Here is a 17,309-nt window from a genome sequence, read left to right on the forward strand (position 1 = left end):
TTTTGCGATGATTTAACTAATAGACCTTCTTTATTACATAAGAAAATTTTATGAAAAAAACTAAAATTGTTTGCACTATCGGTCCTAGCAGCGAATCAGAAGAGATGTTAGTTCAATTACTTAATGCAGGTATGAACGTCATGCGCCTGAATTTTTCGCATGGTGACCACAATGAGCACCTACAACGTATTAAAAATTTGCGAACCGTTCTTAAAAAGACAAATCAAAAAGCGGCGATTTTACTGGATACTAAAGGCCCTGAAATTCGCACAAAAGAACTGAAGGGAGGAAAAGAAGTTTCGTTATCTATAGGTCAAACTTTCACGTTTACGACCAATCAAAATATCATCGGTGATGCTTATACTGTGGCGGTTACTTACCCTGGATTTTCAAATGATTTAAAAGCCGGCGATACCGTGTTAGTTGATGATGGGTTGCTCTCGATGGAGGTAATAGAGACCAAAAAAAATGCCGTGATCTGTAAGGTACAAAATAATGGGGATTTAGGCGAAAACAAAGGAGTAAATTTACCTGGAATTTCTATTAAATTAAATGCACTAACTGAAAAAGATAAAGAAGATTTAATATTTGGTTGTCAACATTCTGTTGATTTCGTCGCCGCTTCTTTTGTTCGAAAAGCGTTTGATGTACTAGAAATACGCGAATTCTTAAATAAACATAAAGGAGAAGATATTCAAATCATTTCTAAAATTGAAAATGAAGAAGGTCTCAATAACTTCGATGAAATTTTGGCGGTTTCTGATGGCATCATGGTCGCTCGTGGCGATTTAGGTGTTGAGATACCCGTCGAAGAAGTGATCTTCGCACAAAAGATGATGATTGAAAAATGTAATCGGGCTCGAAAAGTGGTCATTACGGCGACTCAAATGCTTGATTCCATGATTAAAAATCCTCGTCCCACTCGTGCTGAAGCAGGCGATGTCGCGAATGCGATTGTAGATGGAACAGATGCGGTAATGCTATCGGGTGAAAGTGCCAAAGGAAAATATCCGATAGAATCTGTAAAAATTATGGCCAGTATTTGTAAACGAACCGATCTGGTTATGCAAAGCCGGATTGATTTTTTGAACGAAAATCAAGAAATCAGAATCACAGAGGCGATTTGTCGGAGTGCTGTAGAAACTGCTGAAAAATTAAATGCTTACTTGATTATTGTGGCGACTAGTGGTGGAAAATCCGCAAAATCAGTTCGGAAATATTTTCCACATGCGATGATAATGGCATTAACAACAAATGAAGTGACAGAAAGGCAGCTGATTTTAACAAAAGGTGTATTTCCTTTTCTAGTTAAAAAAATTAATTCTACAGATGATTTTTATCATATCGGTAAACAAAAGGCACTAGAACAAAAATTAGCCTGTAAAGGAGATATCGTAGTTATGGTATCCGGAGCACTCGTACCCAGTGGTACAACCAACACGGTTTCTGTTCAAGTATTATAAAATTTTTTCTAATATAAAATAGAGGCGAATTTAACGCTAATAAAAATAATGCGATTCATGTGAAAGTTCATCATTGAATTTAAATTTCATATAATTGTTATTAAGTTTATCTCTTCAATAACTCTGTCATACGTTCTGCCACTTGTTTATCTAATGCCTCTATTTTCTCTTTCATTTGATTAAAGCAATAATCTGAAAGCGCACGAACGTTTTCTTTTTTATATAAACGAGTATCAATGGGGGGCAATGCCTCAATAATCACCCACCCATTGAACCAACGATTCAAATCGATATGATGAGTGCTAGAGACGCAAATAGGAACAATAGGAACCCCAGCCTCAATTGCAGCATGAAAAGCTCCTAGCTTAAACGGGAGTAAACCTCGCCCTCTACTACGAGTCCCTTCTGGAAACATGAAAATCGAAATATAGTTTTTTTTGATATATTTGACAATTTGATAAATGATGCTTCGCGCTTTTTTGCGATTATCACGATCAATCAGCAAATTACCTGTCAACCAATACAATGGCCCGAATAAAGGGATCCAGATTAAGCTTTTTTTGCCTACGGTAATGACGCCAGGTGACACTACCTTTGCTGTCGTCACCATGTCGTAATTATTTTGATGATTGGCGATATAAATACAGTGACCACATTTTGAATATTCAGGGGGAAGGCGTTGTTCAACCTTAATGCCACACAAAATGGACATTCGAGCGATTAAATGCGCGAATCGCGCCACATGACGAGGATTTCTGGGACTCAACAAACAATACATGGATCCTAAAATACAGACGAGAAGGCCATATAAAATGGCCAATATAGCTCGCACAATAAATAACATAATGACCTTTTAAATTTAATTGGAGAAGTATTTTTATACAAAAACTCAAGATATAAGACTTAAATCATATCTATTTTATCGATTCGCTGAAAGCCACGTGGCAGCAATGTGCCTCTTTTACCTTTTGTGGAACAAAATTTTTGTAAATGTTGTGGTGTCAAGTGTAACTTGCGTTTCCCTGCATATAGAGTCACTGACTGGTTTGGCGGTAATATAAACAAATGAATCACTCGATCGAGACCTGCTTGCCAATCTGTCGAAAGAATAGATATAATCTTATTGCCTTTTCCTTTCGATAAAGTCGGTAAATCTGCTATAGAAAATGTTAGCATCCGCCCTAACGCCGTGATACTCAGCAGGTAGTCATGCACATGAGTGATAAGTAATGGAGGCAATATCTGGGCACCTTCTGGCAAGGTCATGAGTATTTTACCCCCCCGATTTTTTGCAATCATATCCGCAAAGGTACAGATAAAACCATACCCCGCATCTGAAGCTATCAAATAACTCTGTTCCGGTTCCGCCATCATGAGTGCTTTAATTACAGCACCCTGAGGTAGAGTTAATTTTCTCATCACCAGCTCACCCTGATAACGAGAATGAGGTAGTTTCATGGGATTCAAGGCATAAGTTCGACCCGTGGAATCGAACAATACAAGGGATTGATGGCTTTTCCCTCTCGCCATAGCATAAAAGGCATCGCTCTTTTTATAATTTAATCTAACGGGATCAATCTCATGTCCTTTAGCACAACGTACCCGACCCGTCTTAGATAAGATTACAGTCACAGGTTCAGAAGGCAAGACCTCATTTTCGTTCCTCTCTTTACTGGCAGTGCGTTGCACCAAAGGAGAACGCCGGTTTTGACTATAAAGACACGCATCATCCTGAATATCTTTTTTGATCAAGTCATCAAGTTTTTTTTTTGAAGCCAACACACTTTGAAGTGTACCGCTTTCTTTTTCTAACGCGTCTTGTTCCGCTCGAATGTTGCTTTCCTCTAATTTCGATAAGTGGCGCAATTTAAGCTCTAAAATAGCGTCGGCCTGTATTAGCGAGAGCCTAAAACGACTTATTAAAAAAGATTTTTGTTCATCTTCTGTACGAATAATATGAATTACTTCGTTGATATTCAAAAAAGCAACTAATAAACCTTTTAAGACATGCAGACGCTTTAAAATTTTATCGAGATTAAAGAGAAGCCGCCGACGCAAAGTGGCTCGTCGAAAAGTCAACCATTCAGTAAGAATCAAAACCAAGCCTTTGACCGACGGTCGTTGATCCAGGCCAATCATATTCATATTAATACGAACACTTTTTTCTAGATCTGTGGTAGCAAAGAGGTGATTCATCACGGCCTCTAAATGAACACCGTGATGGCGTAGTATGATAATTAACCGAGTAGGATGTTCTTGATCTGATTCATCTCGTAAATCTTCCAGCATAGGCAATTTTTTTACTCGCATTTGTTGCGCAATTTGCTCCAATATTTTTGCACCTGAGACCTGATGCGGTAAGGCCGTTATCACCGCATTCCCCTCTTCTTTTTCCCAAATAGCACGCATTCGTATAGACCCTCGACCCGTGCGATATATCTGCTCTATTTCTTCTCTGGGCGAGATAATTTCAGCCTCAGTCGGAAAATCAGGGCCTTGTATCCAGCGCATCAGTTCTTTGAGCGATGTTTGAGGTTGATCAATCAGTTGGATCAGTGCATATGCTATTTCTTTAATATTATGAGGTGGGATATCTGTTGCCATGCCGACCGCAATCCCTGTGGTGCCATTCAGCAAAATATTGGGCAAACGAGCAGGAAGCATCTTAGGTTCTTGCAAAGTTCCATCAAAATTTGCCTGCCAATCGACCGTCCCTTCCCCTAATTCTCTGAGCAGGACATCTGCATATTTTGATAAACGAGACTCGGTATAACGCATAGCAGCAAAGGATTTAGGATCATCTGGCGCCCCCCAATTGCCTTGGCCATCGACCAAGGGATAACGATAAGAGAAAGGTTGTGCCATTAGCACCATCGATTCATAACAGGCCCTGTCTCCATGGGGATGATACTTACCCAGTACATCACCCACAGTACGAGCTGATTTTTTAAATTTGGAGGCGTTATTTAGACCTAGTTCGGACATTGCATAGATAATACGGCGCTGCACGGGTTTTAAACCATCTCCAATAAATGGTAGTGCCCGATCCATAATGACGTACATCGAATAATTTAAATAGGCATTTTCCGTAAAGGTATGAAGAGACAAACGTTCTTCTGCATACTGAGTTAATTGATTCATAACACGACAATCCTAGGGGTTTTAAAAAATTTAAAATCATATTTTTGACTTAAAAAAACGGCTAGCTATAAAATAGTTTAAAATGAATAATGAAGTATCCAGTCTTTTAAAAAAGTCAGCGCATGATTTATTAGCAGTCTACTTCAGCGATATCGCCTTTCTCTTGCAGCCAATTTTTGCGATCTTCGGAGCGTTTTTTTGCTAATAACATATCTATGATAGCCACAGTGCAATTCATCTGATCTTTTTCTACTATTAACTGCACTAAGCGTCGCGTATTGGGATCTAGGGTTGTTGCACGTAATTGCATTGGGTTCATTTCGCCTAAACCTTTAAAACGCTGAACATTCGGTTTACCGCGTTTTTGCTTCAAATCACGTAAAATACGTTCTTTTTCCTCTTCGTCCAAAGCATAAAATACCTCTTTGCCGAGATCGATACGATATAGAGGCGGCATGGCAACATAAATATGTCCGGCTTTTACTAAAGATCGAAAATGCCGAAAAAATAGCGCACACAACAAAGTTGCAATGTGTAAGCCATCGGAATCTGCATCCGCTAAAATACAAATTTTACCATAACGAAGTGCACTCAAATCTTCTGTTGCTGGATCTATTCCTATAGCAACCGAAATATCATGGATCTCTTTCGAAGATAAAACTTCATCAGGCGAGACTTCCCAAGTGTTCAATATTTTTCCTTTGAGCGGCATAATCGCCTGATATTGTCGATCACGGGCTTGCTTAGCCGAGCCCCCTGCGGAATCTCCTTCAACCAAAAAGAGCTCGGTTTTCTGTACATCCTGTGAGCTACAATCGGCTAGCTTTCCTGGTAAAGCAGGGCCACTAGTTAATTTTTTACGAACGACTTTTTTAGAAGCCCGCAACCGTTTCTGAGCATTGTTGATGACCATCTCGGCTAATTGCTCTGCTTCTAATAGATTTTGATTCAACCATAAACTAAAGGCATCTTTCACCACCATTGCCACAAAAGTGGCACATTGCCTCGAAGAAAATCGTTCTTTTGTTTGACCCGAAAACCGAAGATCCTGCATTTTAACGGATAAAAGATAAGCACACCTTGCCCAAACATCCTCACCAGAGAGAGTCACCCCCCTCGGCAAATGTTGTCGGAATTCACAGAATTCACGTAAGGCATCCAGCAGTCCCTGACGCAAGCCATTCACATGAGTGCCGCCTTGCGTCGTGGGGATCAAATTCACGTAGCTTTCTGTGAGTAACTCCCCGCCGCCTTCAGGGAGCCAGCATAACGCCCAGTCAACCGCTTTATCTTCCTCTGAAAAACTACCTAAAAAAGGGAATTTAGGTAGAGTCACGCTGGCTCCCAGTGTTTCTATTAAGTAATGTTTTAGTCCGTCCTCATAACACCAACGTTGCTCCGTATTATTCAGTTCATTTTTAAAAACGATCTGAAGAGAGGGGCACAAAACCGCTTTAGCCTTCAATAAATGAGATAACCGAGATATTGAAAAATGCGGGGTATCAAAAAAGGAGGTATCAGGCCAAAAGTGTACACAGGTGCCAGTATCCCGTTGAGCACAAGTGCCTATGATTTTCAAATCCTCAGTTTTATTCCCTTTCTCAAAGGCGATGCGATAAATTTGTCCCCCGCGTTTTACAGTCACTTCAAGTCGAAGAGACAAAGCGTTTACAACAGACAGCCCGACACCATGTAAGCCGCCTGAAAAGTGATAATTTTTATTTGAAAATTTTCCCCCTGCATGCAGGCGAGACAAGATTAACTCAATGGCAGGAACCTGCTCTTCGGGATGGAGATCGACCGGCATACCACGGCCATTGTCGCTGACTTTAAGAGAATGATCAGGATAAACAGTGACATCAATGCGGTGCGCCTTCCCTTCTAGAGCTTCATCAACACTATTATCGATCACTTCTTGTGCCAAATAATTCGGGCGAGTAGTCTCGGTATACATACCTGGGCGACGTCTGACAGGCTCTAAGCCTGTCAGCACTTCGATGGAACTGGCGTTATAATGATTCATAGTCATAGTGTATGGGTACTTACTTAAAGTGATTATTATTTATAATAAAAATCACATTTTTGCTCGATATATTTAAAGAGCATGCTCTTAACATATCAATATGCTGAACGTCCAAAAAAATTTTGCAAGCCTGATCCCTATGATTTTATTTTCAAGCATCTACTTGCCTTTATTGACGCTGATCGTCTAGAGTCACATTCATAGGCACTGTGAAGGTAAATTTTGACAAAGCGATCGGTTTTCTGCTTTGATTTTGAAACACATATTCGTTGATTTGATTTTCTTCCAACACACGGAAACTATTGAATATCCCCTCTGGTGTAATGTTTATCGAAAACTGTTTTAAATCGCCTGTTTGAATTCTTGGAATGAGTTGAAAAGTATCCCCTTGCTGCTCTACCTGATATTTTTCCCAATCTTTAAGATTATGATAAACAACTAATATAAAAGGGGTATTACCTACTGCATTTTTTAACCAGTTTGCTGTCACCTGTGCCAACATCGGATTGTAAAACCAGAGCGTTTTACCGTCAGAAATCAAGCGGCTTTCATCTGGCGTGATAATGCGACAATTAAAAAGATTAGGGTGTTTCAGCCATAATTCTCCTCGCGCTTTCTGTATCACAGTACCATCTAGTCGTAACACTTTTTGTAAAAAGTGTGCATAAAAATTTTGGGATTCATTAAGACGATTCTGTAAGTCTTTCTTGGGATCAGCGAAAATAAAAGGGGCTGCTAGCGTGATAAATAAAGATAAAATGAATAGCCATTTTTTTTTGATCATTGCGTATTCCTGTTAAAAAATTTTTATTTCATGATAAAAAGCTCAGGAGTGCAGTGCAAATACACCAACGATGTTGATGATGAAAGAATAGAAATTCCATTAAGGCATATTATTGAATAACAATGCGCTACATCAAAAAATGGTGGGTCGTGCTGGATTCGAACCAGCGACCAATTGATTAAAAGTCAACTGCTCTACCAACTGAGCTAACGACCCAAATAATTTAAGAAGTGGTGGGCGATACCAGATTCGAACTGATGACCCCCTCCTTGTAAGGGAGATGCTCTACCAGCTGAGCTAATCGCCCACTTTTTGAGATAAAAATCGCAATCGAACATATTTACAAAGGGATGCTGTAGGCTTCTTTAGAATCACATCAAGAACGCTCAATCTAACTGACCTTTACCGAAACACGAGAGTATATTCATCAGTAGATGAGATTGATAAAATACTAATATATAAAACAATGAGAAACCGCAATTTGCCTTTAGAGTCACTTTTTTAATAGTGTTCACTAAACTGATTGTGTACCGCATTATATGTATACTTCTAAATGAGTCAACGATTTTTCAAAAACTCTCCCTCAAACTCAATTCAACGTTTCAAAGGTTAAGTCGGTATTCAGCAGAGAAAGTACGAGAAAGTGGTTCACCTTTCTGAAAGTTGATCATTCATAAATGTGCAGATTTAAGTTGTTGGCTTACCAATGTTAGAGACTTTTTTAAAAAAAGGTCGAGCATCTGTCGTTTCAGATAAATTATGCTTTTTAATAATTTTATTTGCATAATAAGCCGAATAACATTCACAATCATTACCATTAAATACGGATTTGTAAGCATGATATTCGGTATTGATAGCAAAATCTTTTGTTAAACTGATATTTTATCTACAAATAACTATTTTAAAAATGTTTTTCGCCACGATAAGCCGTATCAAGTCAGCCACCTTTAGAATCATCGATGCTAGCAGATTGAAACTTACCTTCCTGCATATCAACTTCAAGTAAGACAAAATGTCCTCTTTTTCACTAAGCCCAAATTTATTGCTTTGCGCAACAAAAATTAAGATTTCGACTTCATTATTGGGATAGGTATTGTTGATTTCACTGAGCATTTGTACAGCATTATGTCCCTCTGATAAGACATGTTGCTGAATGTCAGGGTTACTCAAATCATGACATGCCATGGGGCAGAGATAATATAACTCACACCAGATATTTGTTTGTTTCAATAGCCAACTTGGCTTTTGTCGCCATATCCAAAGTGACTTTTATGCTCACATCTATTGTCTGGGCTGAAATATTATTCAAAGCAGAATTTAATTCTGAGAAACTGAATTTCTCACCGAAAGTTCCAGTTAAATAGTTAAGTAAATTACGTACCTATGAACAACAACTAGACTCTTGATAGGAAAGCAGTTACTTATATGCAGTTGAGATGCTGGATTCAGTCTCTGACAAATCGCTCTAATCATTCATTGAAGGCATCTGTGTCGAACGGTGCGAAGTATTTATTGTCATAATTGTATAAAACTCTTAATTATAAAAATAACAATTTGATTGTTGTGCTATTTTAAAATAGCAATAATTTTCTATTTTTATCTGAAAAAGTTTAAGTGCTGACATAATTTTATTAGAAAAAGTGATTTATTGTGATCAGTATAAAACCTTATTATTTATATTTGTATAGATTATATGTATGACACTGTTAACAAAAACAGTTTTTCCGAAATCGGTAAAAGAAGGTTCGAGAACAACCGATTCTTGCACCATATTTTAAGGCTCATGCTAATCGTATGTTAATGAATATAAAATCAGGCACTATCACACCAGACGGTTCTAAAAACAGATGATTGACAGAACAATAAACACATTAAATATGTGGGTCTACATTCATCGCGCTCAATAGATTTTGAAAGAAATCTATTTGGTGTAAAAGTGTTTACCACTCAATTTTTTAAAAAAATTATTTCATATATTTTATATTGCTAAAAATAAATTCATTGATTGTATAAACTCATCTTTTATTTTAAATAAAATAAATTAAATATTTTATTAAATATCACTTTTGTTCAATCATCCGCTCTTAGCGGCTCAGGCTAAAAAACAAAAAATTACAGTCAAGGTAAGTATGAAACCTATCCTGGATATAAAATAGCACGTGCTAGTTAATCTGCATTCATAGAAAATCTCAGTTTAACAGCCAGCCTAGTGGTTCCTCTTTTTGATGAAACTTATCAAGCAGCTACCATATCGACCTTTAGTTACGATTCTAGTTATAGATTTAAAATTTCTCTTTATGAAGAGTTAGTTTTAGAATTAAATAAAAAGAAACAAAAAGATAAAATTAGAGATGCGCGAGTTTTATTTAAATATCAAGATCTTACTGTAAATAATTATATTAAATTCATACCTGATAATAATAAAATTGAAGGTGTATTAAAGATAATAGCTAAAGTCACTGAAAATCAAAAAAGTAGGGGATTATTCAGGTGAGTTGATCTTAAAATTTGAATAAGTGTCTTAATGATGTGAATCATTCTTATCTTAATTTTTATTTCATTAAATTTATATCACTACATTTTTTATCATTAAAAAGCATCTGATATATAAATCAGGCGTTGGTCTTGCCCGCTTTTGCAGTCATTATCTTTGAAAGAGAGTTATTTTGGAAATAAAAAAGGATGAATTCCTATAATAAAAAAAGGGGAAAGAATAAAAATTTATATATTAAAAACACTTTATATTTTTATTATTTATATTTTATGGGCACATAAAATCAGAGATTACAATTGAATATTTAGTCCCTAAAGGGTTTTCGCCTTTTGAACAAGAAATGAATATAGAATTTTTGGGGATTTTGAATAGCAATCTTTTTCACAATAAATTTTATTTTTTCAAAGCAACGTAAAAACTAATTTTTGATGAAAAACAATTTCAATAAAATGGATTAAACGATTCAACCATCAAAATTTTAGAAAAAGTTCTATTCCAACTGCCCTATAATAAATACGCACATGGCTGTGAGCCTATATTAATTGGATATCGAGTCATCTTAAAAAAAATTTTTCGAAACCATCTTTACGTTTCAGGCAAAAAATAATTTAGATGCCTCCGCTGGAAGTATTTAGACTCTTACCAATCCTTGGTTAGATTAATTTATGACTTTTGGAAGCTAGTATTATTTATCAGACCAGATCGATTCAGAAGAATCTTCAGTTTTTTATGCCCGCAGCCTAGGGTATTATGAGATTTATAGAGATAATCGCTTGATTAGGAAATCCCGGTGCAGATAGGCCGAAATAGCATTACTTACAATCAATTGCTGTCAGGTTATTACAGTGCAGATGTTCTTTAGAAATAAAAACGATCAGAGTTTTTTGAAGTCATTAATAAAAGCTCTCATGTCGAATATGTTTTGTTAGAACTTTATTATTTAAATCATACAGATATTAGAAGAATCTCTAACACCAATAGGTTTAAGAAATTCGCCTTTATTATATGCGGTGCCCTTAAAATTCACTTTAGGTCCGTAACAAGTGACAAAATTTATTTAAAAAATTCAAAGCACCGGGGAAACAACAGCTTTATCGATTAGCTGTAATACCAAAAACCTCTATAAAATTGCGTCGTTCTGAAATGAATGCGGTACTCAGTATGAAACTGAGTTATATGGGATTCTGCATTTACTAAAAAAATCTATCCTAATTGGAAGCATCATTGTACGAAAGATAGAGTAGAGTTAAAAATACAGATAATATTCGACTAAGTTACACTGATATGCAAAATGGAAATAAAAAGTCAGACTAAATAATATTCATTTATACTCTGATCAAATTCATTTTGTATCAGCGAGCGGTCAAAAATATTTCACTAAAAGAAAAAGTCAATCATGAAAATTTTTATTTATTTTGCAACAAGGATTCACTTTAGTTTTATTTTTGATTTTATTTTTTCTAAAACCTTGGCAATCAAAACTGTAGAATTAGGTGAAGTTCATTTATCATTACAGGTCACCGAAAGCCCAAAATTTTTTATAAAAAAAATAAAAAACCTTGTCAGTACTGATGTACAACTTAACAATCATCCTCAGAACATATTCGAATATCAAATCACAGAGCCTTTTTTAGTTACATTAACAAACAGCTCTCAGTATCAATTAAAACTTAAAACACCTTGAATTTTGGAAAAGAAAGAAATATCTGGTTCTTTATCAGATTAAGCTTTTCTTAAATCTGAAGTTCAATGGAAGGAAAAGAGATAATTTAAACACACTCACTCCAGATCCTTTATTTTGTCAACAAGAAAATTCGTTGAATAATATTTCTAAAGAAACTTATTTTTTAAATATGTCAACATAAGCAAATCAATCGATTTATAGAAAATATCAAGGGTCATTAATGTTAATTTTTCAGCTCATGGCATAATAATAAATTTCTTTTTCTGTCAATTTTAATCAAAATTTATTTGATTTAAAAAATATCAGCACCTATCGTTTTATAAAGATATCTTCTTCTAAATTGTCGCTTTATCTTTTTATCATCTTTATGTAAGCCCTGAGCATAATATTAATATTAGTGAGACATAAAATATTTTTTAATAGAATGACAGAGTTTTATAGAACGGCGTATATTAATAATATGTATCAAGTGATATTGAAAAAAATTCGGGATTTGTAAGTGAATAATATCATGTTCAATTGATTTTAGTACCAAATACTTTAAAGAGACTCTCCATAGGAATTGTCATAGATGCAATATTAAAAGATTTTCACCAAAACAATGGCGTTTAATCGATCATCAATGGATTTCTTTTGGTGCATCAGGTCAATCTTGCGAACCTTTGTATCCTAAAAATCTACAGGCCACTGATCCCTTACCAAAGGATCCTAAATTTAAGTTAAGTGCCACTTTATAGAAATTAAAAAAGTGAAGCTTGATAAGCTGAGAGAAAAACAGATTCAGGTACCGAGCTCACAGCTGAATTCATGAATACGACTCAAAATAAATTTTGCATAAATTATGTGTCTTTAGGAACGGTAGCGAGAAAATATAGGGTGATCTCTCGCAACCAAAATGGCTTGGATATAACTGAGCAGTTTTTTCAATGAAAAAAGGAGAAAGAAAATCAATTAATTCATTATAAAATGGATTTGTATCATCAAGGCCATACAAAAAATGATTTCTCGTTACCTAACGGTCATCAACAGATTTATTTAAAAAAATGACGAAAATCTTATCACCCAAATGTGCTGTGCTCCTGACATCACTTTGTGATGTAGCGAAAGTACCGAGCAAGTAAATTACTCGGATGTGCTATATTTTATTATTACTTCTTATCTTGAAGAATAAGCAGTTTTGAAGAGGAGTCAACAGAGTATATTCCCATGCATAAAGGTACAATCATCGACGAAAATATATGGTGGCATTTTAATTACCTCCGTATTAAATGATAAGTATGGAATACATTATATTTGGGAGCTAATAAAAAACCAAAATTCTTATGATATATTTGAAATATATTAATTTTTAATTATTTCCGATTAAAAATAGGATTAAACTATTTACTTTAAATGTATTCATATCCATGCGATACTATCGAATATGTATAAATTCATCGGAGTAGATGACGCTTAAGAAAGCAGTTTATGTATCAGTCAATAGTACAGAGACACTCGCAGAATGGTAATGAATATCATCATCTATTTTTTATTAATGAAATCTAGAACTATTTCTTTTATTAATAAATCGCAGGGGCCTGAATCATAAAAAGGGAAAAGATATGTCGTTGGAAGCTTTGGATCAATTGCAAGAAAAAGTTCAGAAAATGCTCGAAGCAAATGCCTTGTTACAAATAAAAATAGAAGAATTTAAAGAAAAAAATATTGTATTAGAAGAAAAAATAAATGCTATTTTAGCTCAACAAAAAGATTTAATCGCTCAAAATAATGAGATAAAACAAGAAAAAGCCGTTTGGCAAAATCGTTTGCATTCACTTTTAGGTAAGATAAATGATATTTAATCATTTGTATCTATAGAAACAATAGATCGTCACTGATTCAGAGAGAGAATAGATATCTGCACATCTTTTCAATTAATATGCAAACAAATAATTTTTTTTGCGATCTTCTTCACAAAATAAAATTAAAGAAAATACCTGAAAACTTCACTAAAAAATGAACTCATAGGTTTAGTCGTATAAAACTACATCAAAAAGAAGAAGACATTCTTGATATATCTAGATAAAAACTGAGCAAAAATGAGAATTAACGACAAAGCCCATATTCGATGGGCCTGCAGACGCGGTATTCTCGAATTAGATATTTCTATCATGCCATTTTTTAAATATGAATATGACGGATTAAGTGATAAAGAAAAAAATTTATTTATCCGTTTGTTGGTTTGTGATGATGCCGACTTACTTGATTGGTTAATGAATAAAAAGAAATCTCCAGATAAAGCGTTAAGAAAAATAGTCCAAATTATCCGAAGGAAAAATAAAATACGTGGGATCATTCCAGTCTAAATTACAGGTTTCGCCTTTTACAAAATTATTTTCTTTGATTGTCTATACTCTGCTTGCATTAATAACTTTACGTGCACCACGTAGGCCAAAAGACTTTAGTCCTTTTTATGGCATATAATAGGCTTCACTGGCTTGAATAGAATTAGCTTTTGATTAAAAAGTCATGGACACTTAGCCGTTATGACCTGTTGCTTTTGTTAAGGCAAGAAAACACTAATGCCCAAAAAAATTAGGGATGCTCTATAAGAAGATGTCTGCACTAAAATGGCGGCACTTGCATCAATTTGTTTTTTATTCAATGCCTGCTTATCTTTTTTATCAATATGAATTGACTGATTTTTATTCGCATGATATTCACAAGAGGCTAAATAACATGGTAAGGAAAATTTCTAATAAACTCCTCTATTTATTGCGGCGGATCCATGCAAGTGACTCAAATAATAGAACAGCGTAACATACTCGAAAAAGCAGTTTCACAAGCCTTAGAACGGGCAATAGCTAAAGGAGCTTCTGCGGAGGTCTCAGTAACAAAAACAACAGGGATCAGTATCAGTACTCGTTTTTGTGAAGTAGAAAACCTAGAATTTAATAGTGATGGCGCTTTAGCCATCACTGTTTATGATCAGCAACGTAAAGGTAGTGCTTCTACAACGGATTTAAATCCCAAGGCGATCGACCAAACAGTGCAAGCGGCCCTGGACATCGCACATTATACTTCCTCTGATCCTTATTCCGGAATAGCTGAGGCTTCTTTACTGGCTTATGAAATAAAAGATTTAGATTTATTGTACCCTTCTGATTTAGAGCCAGAAGCCGCCATTGTTCTTGCCTCAAGATCAGAAAAGGCAGTGTTGGAAATAGATAAGCGTATTATTAATACAGAAGCAAATTTCAATAGCCACTGTAGTATCAAGGTTTTTGGCAACACTCATGGGATGTTGCAAAGTTATTGTGGGAGCCGTCATTCTCTTTGCACTAGTGTGATTGCAGAATGTGATGGCCGTATGGAAAAGGATTATGCGTATACACTAAGCCGTCGGATACAGGATCTGGATAGCCCTGAGTGGGTTGGCAAAGAATCTGCCAGAAGAGCCATTGCGCGTTTATCACCAAAAAAATTATCCACCATTGAAGCTCCGGTCCTATTCGCAGCGGAAGCTGCCATAGGGTTATTTAAAAATCTGATATCTGCCATCAGCGGCGGAAATATTTATCGCAAATCCAGCTTTTTATTAAATAAATTGAATCAACAAATTTTACCGAATTGGTTCAATATTCTAGAATGCCCCCATACTTTAAGAGGGCTTGCTTCTGCGCCATTTGATTTGGAAGGAGTCTGTACTTCTGAAAGAGAGATTGTAACAAAAGGGCAATTAAACACGTATCTTTTAGCGAGTTATTCAGCTCGAAAATTAGGCTATCAAAGCACGGGGCATGCTGGGGGCATTCATAACTGGTATATCGCAGGCCAAGGAGAAAACTTTACACAAATGCTTCAAAAAATGAGCAAAGGTTTAGTTGTCACCCAACTGATGGGCCAAGGCGTTAATATTGTAACAGGTGACTATTCACGTGGGGCCTCTGGCTTTTGGGTTGAAGATGGGGTCATTCAATATCCAGTTAGTGGTATTACCATCGCTGGAAATTTAAAAGAGATGTTTTTAAATATAGTTAGCATAGGGAGTGATATTGAAACCCGAAATACTATTCAATGCGGTTCAGTTCTTATTTCTGAGATGAAGATAGCAGGTGAATGATGGAGTGAGAATAATAAAAAATTATTCAATACTCCGTAAAACTTGCTATTAATCTGCGATCTGGATACGACGTATCCAGATTAGCGTATTGTAAAAAAAGAACATCGATATAAAATAAAAACTAGACTTTATTCTCAAGGCTTAAAGAAAAAAGCCAAACGTGGATTTTCTTATTACATTTCAAACGTTAATTTTTAGTGATCTAATATTTCTGTCGTCAATAAAATCGCCAGTCCCAGATAGTTCTGTGGCGTCATGTTTTTTAAGCGTTTTTTTTCTTCTGATGGTAAAGCTAAAGTATCAATAAAAGATTGTAAAGTCGCTACATCAATTTTTTTCCCGTGAGTTAATGCCTTAAGCCTTTCATAAGGTTCAGAAACACCATAACGACGCATCACAGTTTGAATAGGTTCTGCTAGTACTTCCCAAGTATCTGATAATTCTTCTAATAAACGAATTTGGTTAATCTGTAGCTTACTGAGCCCTTTTAGGGTCGCATCATACGCAATCAAAGAATAGGCCAATCCAACGCCTAAATTACGCAACACAGTAGAATCTGTAAGATCTCTCTGCCAACGTGATATCGGTAATTTTCTAGCCAGATGATTTAATAACGCATTCGCTAAACCAAGGTTACCTTCGGAATTTTCAAAATTAATAGGATTCACTTTATGCGGCATGGTAGAAGAACTAATTTCTCCCTCCGTAGTTTTTTGTTTGAAATGACCTAAAGCAATATAACCCCAGATGTCACGATCAAAATCAATTAAAATAATGTTAAATCGAGAGATACAATCAAAAAGTTCCGCAATATAATCATGCGGTTCAATTTGAGTCGTATAGGGATTCCAATCAATACCCAAAGACTTTACCAAGTCTCTGCTTAATGCTGGCCAATCTATTTTTGGATAAGCAGCAATATGGGCGTTGTAATTTCCTACTGCCCCATTTATTTTTCCTAAAATTTTTATTTGTGACAATTGTAGAAACTGTCGTTCCATCCGAAAAGCCACATTCGCAAACTCCTTTCCCATAGTTGAAGGTATCGCAGGTTGTCCATGTGTGCGTGACAATAATGGTATGCTTGAGTATTGGGCCGCTTTTTCTTTTATCGTGTCAATGATTTTTCGCCAAGCAGGCAGAATACTTTGCTCTCGAGCAGTTTTTAACATTAATGCATGTGATAAATTATTGATATCCTCAGAAGTACAGGCAAAATGAATGAATTCAGAAACCTCCTTGAGTTCTGGTATGACCCTCATTTTTTCTTTTAAAAAATATTCCACAGCTTTGACGTCATGTTGCGTTATCTTTTCTATTTCTTTGATGCAAAAAGCGTCTTTTTCATCAAATTCATCAACAATTTTATCCAAAAAAATTTGGGCCTCCTCGTTAAAATGAGGCACTTCTTGTATCTCTTCAGCATCAGATAATGCTTTAAACCAAGCTATTTCAACCTGTACACGAAATTTTAAAAGACCAAATTCACTAAAAATATTTTCTAAATTTTTAATTTGATTTCGGTACCGCCCATCAATAGGTGATATTGCTGTTAAAACAGATAATTCCATTGTGACTCCTAAAGCGTTGATCATGAGACTATGATTTTTGTGCTTGT

11 protein-coding genes and 2 tRNA genes are annotated in these 17,309 nt (G+C 35.6%); 6 read left to right on the forward strand and 7 right to left on the reverse strand.

Annotated elements, in window-relative coordinates:
- Positions 1 to 50 precede the first annotated feature (50 nt).
- Complete coding sequence (pykF, locus tag CICURV3402_RS01015; RefSeq protein WP_158379494.1) at positions 51 to 1,463, forward strand: pyruvate kinase PykF; 1,413 nt, start codon at positions 51 to 53, stop codon at positions 1,461 to 1,463.
- Positions 1,464 to 1,569: 106 nt separating this feature from the next.
- Here the strand turns inward: pykF and CICURV3402_RS01020 are convergent, their stop codons facing one another.
- The 6 genes from CICURV3402_RS01020 to CICURV3402_RS01045 all read right to left on the reverse strand — a co-directional run bounded on the left by CICURV3402_RS01020 (position 1,570) and on the right by CICURV3402_RS01045 (position 7,718).
- Complete coding sequence (locus tag CICURV3402_RS01020) at positions 1,570 to 2,307, reverse strand: 1-acylglycerol-3-phosphate O-acyltransferase (RefSeq protein ID WP_158379495.1); 738 nt, start codon at positions 2,305 to 2,307, stop codon at positions 1,570 to 1,572.
- A 59-nt stretch (positions 2,308 to 2,366) separates the two neighbouring features.
- Entirely contained in the window at positions 2,367 to 4,604 is a 2,238-nt protein-coding gene (gene parC, locus CICURV3402_RS01025) for a DNA topoisomerase IV subunit A (protein WP_158379496.1), read from the reverse strand.
- Positions 4,605 to 4,734: 130 nt separating this feature from the next.
- On the reverse strand, positions 4,735 to 6,633 hold the full coding sequence (parE, locus tag CICURV3402_RS01030) for a DNA topoisomerase IV subunit B (protein WP_158379497.1): 1,899 nt from the start codon (positions 6,631 to 6,633) through the stop codon (positions 4,735 to 4,737).
- A 163-nt stretch (positions 6,634 to 6,796) separates the two neighbouring features.
- Complete coding sequence (gene lolA, locus CICURV3402_RS01035; RefSeq protein ID WP_158379498.1) at positions 6,797 to 7,411, reverse strand: outer membrane lipoprotein periplasmic chaperone LolA; 615 nt, start codon at positions 7,409 to 7,411, stop codon at positions 6,797 to 6,799.
- 140 nt (positions 7,412 to 7,551) lie between these two features.
- Positions 7,552 to 7,627, reverse strand: a tRNA-Lys gene (locus CICURV3402_RS01040).
- Positions 7,628 to 7,642: 15 nt separating this feature from the next.
- A tRNA-Val gene (locus tag CICURV3402_RS01045) sits at positions 7,643 to 7,718 on the reverse strand.
- A 1,902-nt stretch (positions 7,719 to 9,620) separates the two neighbouring features.
- Here CICURV3402_RS01045 and CICURV3402_RS01050 point away from each other — a divergent pair.
- The 5 genes from CICURV3402_RS01050 (at position 9,621) to pmbA (ending at position 15,691) form a co-directional block, all read left to right on the forward strand.
- Positions 9,621 to 9,905, forward strand: a complete 285-nt coding sequence (locus tag CICURV3402_RS01050; protein WP_158379499.1) for a hypothetical protein — start codon at positions 9,621 to 9,623, stop codon at positions 9,903 to 9,905.
- 1,396 nt (positions 9,906 to 11,301) lie between these two features.
- The gene (locus CICURV3402_RS06305; protein WP_235667570.1) at positions 11,302 to 11,589 is read left to right on the forward strand and encodes a hypothetical protein; all 288 of its coding nucleotides are present in this window, start codon (positions 11,302 to 11,304) and stop codon (positions 11,587 to 11,589) included.
- Between the two features lie 1,601 nt (positions 11,590 to 13,190).
- Positions 13,191 to 13,430 (forward strand): cell division protein ZapB, encoded by a 240-nt coding sequence (zapB, locus tag CICURV3402_RS01060; protein ID WP_158379500.1) that lies wholly within the window; start codon positions 13,191 to 13,193, stop codon positions 13,428 to 13,430.
- 237 nt (positions 13,431 to 13,667) lie between these two features.
- Positions 13,668 to 13,934: an FAD assembly factor SdhE gene (gene sdhE, locus CICURV3402_RS01065; protein WP_158379501.1), complete on the forward strand. Its 267-nt coding sequence runs from the start codon at positions 13,668 to 13,670 to the stop codon at positions 13,932 to 13,934.
- Between the two features lie 422 nt (positions 13,935 to 14,356).
- Complete coding sequence (gene pmbA, locus CICURV3402_RS01075) at positions 14,357 to 15,691, forward strand: metalloprotease PmbA (protein ID WP_158379502.1); 1,335 nt, start codon at positions 14,357 to 14,359, stop codon at positions 15,689 to 15,691.
- Positions 15,692 to 15,885: 194 nt separating this feature from the next.
- On the opposite strand, the gene purB is transcribed toward pmbA, so the two are convergent.
- The gene (gene purB, locus CICURV3402_RS01080; RefSeq protein ID WP_158379792.1) at positions 15,886 to 17,262 is read right to left on the reverse strand and encodes an adenylosuccinate lyase; all 1,377 of its coding nucleotides are present in this window, start codon (positions 17,260 to 17,262) and stop codon (positions 15,886 to 15,888) included.
- Positions 17,263 to 17,309 lie beyond the last annotated feature (47 nt).

It is taken from the genome of Candidatus Williamhamiltonella defendens (genome assembly GCF_900699045.1).
Classification (GTDB): Bacteria; Pseudomonadota; Gammaproteobacteria; order Enterobacterales; family Enterobacteriaceae; genus Hamiltonella; species Hamiltonella defensa_A.